This window comes from Burkholderia sp. DN3021, assembly GCF_049805555.1.
GTDB classification, from domain to species: Bacteria; Pseudomonadota; Gammaproteobacteria; order Burkholderiales; family Burkholderiaceae; genus Burkholderia; species Burkholderia pyrrocinia_C.
In genome coordinates this window covers 1-5934 of sequence record NZ_JBNCAB010000158.1, presented here as the reverse complement: position 1 = coordinate 5934, position 5934 = coordinate 1, and the positions used below count along the sequence as shown (strand labels likewise).

Annotated in this window: 6 protein-coding genes and 3 pseudogenes; 4 read left to right on the top strand and 5 right to left on the bottom strand. The window is 58.5% G+C overall.

The genetic code is table 11. The features are described 5' to 3' along the window. The coding region (locus ACPUER_RS35670; RefSeq protein ID WP_425133436.1) for a hypothetical protein at positions 1-389 on the bottom strand (389 nt) is incomplete at its 3' end. 246 nt (positions 390-635) lie between these two features. Between ACPUER_RS35670 and ACPUER_RS35665 the strand changes: the two genes are divergently transcribed. Both ACPUER_RS35665 and ACPUER_RS35660 read left to right on the top strand, forming a co-directional pair. Then, positions 636-1475 (top strand): hypothetical protein, encoded by an 840-nt coding sequence (locus tag ACPUER_RS35665; RefSeq protein ID WP_425133435.1) that lies wholly within the window; start codon positions 636-638, stop codon positions 1473-1475. 44 nt (positions 1476-1519) lie between these two features. Continuing rightward, a pseudogene (locus tag ACPUER_RS35660) lies at positions 1520-3144 on the top strand (phage integrase family protein). A 143-nt stretch (positions 3145-3287) separates the two neighbouring features. On the opposite strand, the gene ACPUER_RS35655 reads toward ACPUER_RS35660, so the two are convergent. Continuing rightward, complete coding sequence (locus tag ACPUER_RS35655; RefSeq protein WP_425133434.1) at positions 3288-3488, bottom strand: hypothetical protein; 201 nt, start codon at positions 3486-3488, stop codon at positions 3288-3290. Positions 3489-3538: 50 nt separating this feature from the next. Next, a pseudogene (locus ACPUER_RS35650) lies at positions 3539-3742 on the bottom strand (IS256 family transposase); the annotation flags it as partial. A gap of 109 nt (positions 3743-3851) precedes the next feature. Between ACPUER_RS35650 and ACPUER_RS35645 the strand changes: the two are divergent. Together ACPUER_RS35645 and ACPUER_RS35640 are read left to right on the top strand one after the other, a co-directional pair. Further along, positions 3852-4034, top strand: a pseudogene (locus tag ACPUER_RS35645) (IS4 family transposase); the annotation flags it as partial. Between the two features lie 56 nt (positions 4035-4090). Next, the gene (locus ACPUER_RS35640; protein WP_425133433.1) at positions 4091-4954 is read left to right on the top strand and encodes a cycle-inhibiting factor; all 864 of its coding nucleotides are present in this window, start codon (positions 4091-4093) and stop codon (positions 4952-4954) included. 28 nt (positions 4955-4982) lie between these two features. On the opposite strand, the gene ACPUER_RS35635 is transcribed toward ACPUER_RS35640, so the two are convergent. Together ACPUER_RS35635 and ACPUER_RS35630 are read right to left on the bottom strand one after the other, a co-directional pair. Further along, complete coding sequence (locus tag ACPUER_RS35635) at positions 4983-5501, bottom strand: IS630 family transposase (RefSeq protein ID WP_425133437.1); 519 nt, start codon at positions 5499-5501, stop codon at positions 4983-4985. 10 nt (positions 5502-5511) lie between these two features. Next, a partial coding sequence (locus ACPUER_RS35630) for a helix-turn-helix domain-containing protein (RefSeq protein WP_425133432.1) occupies positions 5512-5934 on the bottom strand: 423 nt, incomplete at its 5' end.

The window sequence follows — 5934 nt, the reverse complement described above, 5'->3', positions numbered from 1 at the left end:
GCAATCGGGCGGCGCTCGCGTATGGCGGGAGCCGGCATCGCCGCGCCCAAAGCGGCCCCGGCGTCAGCAGTACGCGGCGACAGATTCGGCGTTTCCTCCGCCCGTCTGACGACCGGGCGAGTTTCCGGGTGTGCCGCCTGTAAAGGGCGAGCCACGATACCGCGTTCGCGTCGGATTCTTTTAAGGGTCAAAGCGAAAGTTTGATAGGTAAATTCGAGGCCGGTCGCAGCAAGGTCTTGAATGATCGCCGTATATCGGACGCCCGCGCGAATAGCCCGCTCGACGCTGTCGAACACGTCGCGAAGCTGGGCGGTTTTCGACCGGCCAGCGGATGCGGCCGACAGAGTATCGAGACGCTGTGCGCGTTGTGCGGCGATTGGGGTGTCCATTTGAGCGCTCGCAGGAGAGGAAACAGCGTCAGTATGCCGCGAATGATCGATAGATGCACCAAGAGCAATCAATCCGTGATTCTCCCTGTTCTGCAAGCTATCCAAAAATGATCCAAGAATGATTCATTTTGATCTAGAGGTGATCTAGCGTCGGGCAGTCGGCTGGAAGCCGAGGCACGACAGATATGTAAACGGAAATGCTGGCGCATTTCCCTTTCCCTATCCCGTGCTCCAAGGGGACGCCCCTTGCACGCATGGCATGACTATTACTTTCAGCACGCGCGCCTGCTCAGCGCTGGCGGACGACACATCCGCGATGCAGCGGGCCAGTATCTTTCCGGTGAAGCCATCCAGGCACACTCGGATATTCCCCGTCGCCTCGCATTTATCGGCGATTTACCCCGATATCTGTGTCGCCCGCCCGAGCTGCCGCTCATCGATCCGGTACCCGACGTTACATTGGATATTCGGGGGAACCTACTCACCTCGGGGTGCCAGCCGGCGCGTTGTGCCTGGTCAGCCCGATGGCCTCATGTCGACGCCACATGCATCATGCTATCCGCCGTCTACAGGAAACTACGACGAAATCGGATCCGCCGCCTGGCGCGTTCGATCAGGTTCGTTTGGCCAGAGACCGATTCCCGCCGCCGTTCGCCTGACCACAGATTGTTGTGGTTCGACGGCAGTGCGTCGCCGCTGTCGATCGCCTTGCTCGGCTGGCGCTTTTCCTGGGAGCGGCGGTTCAGCGTCCAAACGCTCGAGGGTTGTCCAAAACACTATCCGCCCTTCGGTTTGCTTGAATGGCTGGCCTTCATGCCTGTTCATCTACCACCTGCCGGCGTCGGCGATCGGGAAGATTGGCTACTGCGTTATTTTGTTCATGCGCTTGGGCAAACCTGGGATGCCTGGTGCGCCATCGCGTTCGGTATGCGGGAAAGCGGGTGCTACGTCGTCTCTCCCTTGCTTTTGCCCACGCGCGTGCTCTGGTTAGCTCTTCATGAGCGGGATGATCAGATCGCCGATTCCGGCCGCATAGTAGGGGATTTCCAACAAGAGGTCGGCAGCATGCCAGTACTGGACCGATAGATTTATTATCGGTCGACCACCAGAATTTCTCTAACCTGGCGAGTATGAAAACGCGTGAGACCGAACCCGTCCCCTTTCCCGACGACGCCGAACTGGCTGCGCTGCGCGCGTGGTACGCCGGGCTCGGTGCGCGCGCGGCGTGCTCGGCCGCATCCGGCGCGTGCTGATCGCGTACGCGGCAAGCCGCCATCGGATCGATCTGATCAAGGTATTCGGCGAGCGGTCCGCCGCGTCCGCGGACACCATCGCACGCGCGATCGAGACGTTGCGCAACCTGCCGGTTCCGGAACCGCACGTCACCGACGCCATTGATCAATGGTTGCCGCTCAGCGTGGTGGCTGCCCTGCAGACGCACGGAATCCGCACGCTGGCCGAGCTGACCGTGCGGATTCCGCGCCGGCGCCGCTGGTGGACGGCGATCGCGGGACTCGGTGCCGCAGGCGCACGCCGCGTAGAGGCGTTCTTCGCCGCCCACCCCGCGCTGACGGAACGTGCCCGCGCATTGGTGGTGGCGGCGACGCCGACAGGACCCATCACGCCGTGGGAACATCTGCGCGTGCCGCACGAGGTCGACGGTTCGCACGGCCAGTTTCGTGCTCCCCAGCACGTCTGCCTGTTGAAAGCCTCGAACGATTACGAGGCCGTGCAGTCGTGGTTGTCGCTGCACGAGTCGGCCGCCACGCAACGTGCCTACCGCAAAGAGGCGGAACGCCTAATCCTTTGGGCGATCGTCGAACGTGGCGCAGCGCTGTCATCGCTCACGACCGACGACGCGATTGCCTACCGGGGCTTCCTGCGGCGGCCCACACCGCGCGAGCGCTGGGTCGGGCCGGGACGGCCGCGACACAGCGTCGAGTGGCGTCCGTTTAGCGGGCCGCTGTCGCCCCGCTCGACAGCCTACGCGTTGACCGTGCTGTCGGCACTGTTCCGCTGGATGGTCGAGCAGCGCTACGTCCTCGCCAATCCGTTTGCGGGCATCAAAGTACGCGGCGTCACAAAACCAGGTCTCGACGTCACCCGTGGCTTTACCGAAGGCGAGTGGCAACTGATCCGGATCGTTGCCGACGGGCTCGAGTGGTCGTATGGTTGGACACCGGTCGCGGCGCAGCGGCTGCGCTTCCTGCTAGATTTTGGCTACGCGACCGGGTTACGCGCCAGCGAACTGGTCGGCGCGACGCTCGGCGATATTCGTACCGACGAACATGGCGATCATTGGCTGCACGTCGTTGGCAAGCGCGGCAAACTAGGGAAAGTCACCCTGCCGCATCTGGCAAGGACGGCGCTCGACCAGTATCTGGTGCAGCGCGGGTTGTCGGTCACGCCTGCACGCTGGAACCCGACGGCGCCGATCGTGGCCAGCCTCGAGGAAGATGGCGAGAGCATCGAGACGACGCGACTGGGCCGGGTGCTGCGGCGGTTCTTTCGGCTGGTCGCCGACGCGATTCAAACCGAACGGCCAGCTACGGCGGACAAGCTGCGTCGCGCGAGCCCACACTGGATGCGGCACACGCACACCTCGCACGCGCTCGCGCGTGGGGCCGAACTCATCATGGTGCGCGACAACTTGCGCCATGCGTCGATCTCGACGACGTCGACCTATCTGCATGGTGATGAAGTAAAACGGGCGCGACAGTTCGATCAGGCGTTCTGTGGGCGCGAGTTTTCCTGATCGTAACGCACCCGAAAAAGGTCTAACTTTACTTCCCACGCTAACTTAGATCATTGATTTTCAAAGAGAAAATTTCGTCAGTACAGGGCAAATTCTTGAAAAATCGTCCAAGTTCCAACTTTACTTCGCAAAACGGAACAACTTTACTTCGGCTGACGGGACACGCCCGGCACATACGGCTGAGTGTTGATGAACAGCGCCTTCAGGTCGCCGTCCGGGCAGTAGAGGCTGGGCTGGCCTCGCCGCTTCAGGCTCTGATTGTAGGCGCGGGCGTTTGCGACCCGATACGTCGGGTTCGGGCGTTTGCGCGGCGCACCGGCTTTCAGGCTGGCTTTGTATGGCACTGAATGTTCACCAGGCGGGTAGATCCATCGTCTTTTTTACTCGACCTCACGCGGCCGCGCAATCCCCCCTTCCGAACAAAGCCAATCGCCTTCACGTTCGCGTACTGCTCGAGCATTGTCGCCAACTCCGATTCGATCGCCTGCCGGATGATCTGCCGCGCGCCTTGCTGGATCAGGTCGTCCAGACCGAGCGCGCCCTTGATGTCCGTTTCTGCTGCTTGACCGCCGTGCGTTTCATGCGTATGTTTCGCCATGGTGGTGGGGTTCCGATTGTTGGGCTGTTACCTTGGAAAGCAACATTCTCCATCAATCGCCACCACCTTCTCTCGCCTCCCGCCGCGTACACCAGATTCGACAATAACTCGCAAGCGCATGCCCAAGGGCGTACCCAAGCTGAACGAGGTGCTGCGCTTGGTGGCGCAATTGGGCGGCTTCCTTGCCCGCAAGGGCGATGGCGAGCCTGGCGCCAAGACGATCTGGGAAGGCTTGCAGCAGGTCATGACAGCAGCCGAAACGCTACGCGCGCTTCGTCGCGAAGTCGCATGAGCCGAGATGTGTATAACGACGTGGTTTGAACTGCCCATCGGGGTTTGGAGTTCTTCATGATAACTAGCACAAGCGTTGGGGTCAGTGAGTTTTGCCCATCCGTTGAGCCTTCAGTTACGTCCGGCTCGGAACCAGCATTTGGTGAAGCCTCCCCTTTCTCCGGGAATACCTCTCGTCTGCTCGGTGAATTCTGCGAATTTGGCGCGAGAAATCTATCTGCCAACCTGATGATTTGCGATGATAGCGACGGCCCCATATTCGAACGAAACCCCTCGGAAATATTTGCAAGAGTTAGTGAAACATACAATTCCATCAAGCAATCTGGGCTTAGCGAAATTGAATTGACCGAATTGGGAATTCACCCCCCCCATTCAATTAAAGAGCCTATCTGCGGATCGTCAGCGAATTTCGTGATGAAGTTGTTTATTGATGACGAATCATATTCCTACAAGTTTGATAAATCTCAATGCATTTCGATTGATGAGATATGCCATCGATTGGATAATTTGGATCGAGATCGATCATATGTATTGCATGTGATAGATGGGCTGCTTGGGCATGCGTATGTAGTTGACATTCCTGCTCACGATAGCATGGAAAGATCATCCTTCTTGTATCAATCTGACCTTGGCGACGGAGCAACCAAGTCAGTAAGACTTTCGGATTGGATCTCGCAAAATGGGAAAAATCCAATAAATCTCGGCAAATTTGTCGAGTACTTTAAGAATTCCCGGGATGGCGCGCGAGGGGGAATGGCAGTTCGACTTATTGCTGAATTGTTTGATAAATTTGGCGACGAAAGAAATATCGATTCAACAAAATTCGTCATTGACAAGGAAAGCAAATATTTCATAAAAGAGTATTGCCCAAAAAATCTAGTGCGCAACATTGTGACTCTCTCCGAAAAATGCCGAGGCTGATTCATTGACGAGGCGATGGAGTAAGCCCTCAACAGAAAGTAAATCTATAATTTGATCCGAATCCCTGAAGGATCGTATTGACGTCTTGTTCAAGGGTTTGGATGTCACGTGCCTTGAAGGCCAGCCACTCATATTTCATCTTGTGCCACAGTTTCTCGATGCGATTGAGCTCCGGGCTGTAGGGCGGCAAGAAGTACAGCGTCAAGCCTTGCTCCTGCAACAACTGGAGATATGGCCGCAGTGCTTTGGCCGTGTGGACCGAAGCATTGTCGAGAATCACGATTAGTGGCTTCCCGACGTGTTCGGCCAACAGACCGAGGAACCCGGCAAACAGCATCGCGGTCATCGTTTCCCACAATTTCACCGCAAATAGCCCGCCCGAGGACAGCAACGCACCGACCACGTTCAGACGTTTGCCGCGTCGCGCTTCGATCATGTGTCGCTCACCGACTGGCGTCCAGGCGCTTCGATTCGGTTGTGCCTGCGCGAAGCCAACTTCGTCGACGTAAGCGATTTCGATTTCGCCACGCTGGGCTTGCTGGACCAGCTCCCCGATGTCAGCCTGGGCTTGTCGGAACCGCTGTTCGTTGCGTTTTTTTTAAACTATGCCGGGTGCGCTTCCACACCAAACCTGCTCGCCTGAGCGCCCCAGTCAGCGTATTGCGATGCACCCGCACGCCGAACTGTTCTTCGAGTCGGGCTAACAGCGCCGGTGCCGTCAGCGCTTCTTCCGACGCCCATACCTTCAACTGCTCGAGCTGCTCCGGCGACAGTTTCGATGGCGCACCACTACGCGGGCCGTCCGGCAGACTCGCCATGCCTTTCTCCAGCCACCGATAGCGCCTCTCATACACCGCCTCGGCTTTGTTCGGAAGGGGGATTGCGCGGCGTAAGCGACTCAGCTGGGCCAGTCCCCCATTCGCGCGCGCGTGAGGCATGATGGTGATGGCGTGGTGGTATCCGTGTAAGTCACGGGGATC

Bases quoted from the DNA above. Each gene is read 5' to 3' on its own strand.
- ACPUER_RS35640 (WP_425133433.1), top strand. From the start codon at position 4,091: ATGATAACTAGCACAAGCGTTGGGGTCAGTGAGTTTTGCCCATCCGTT.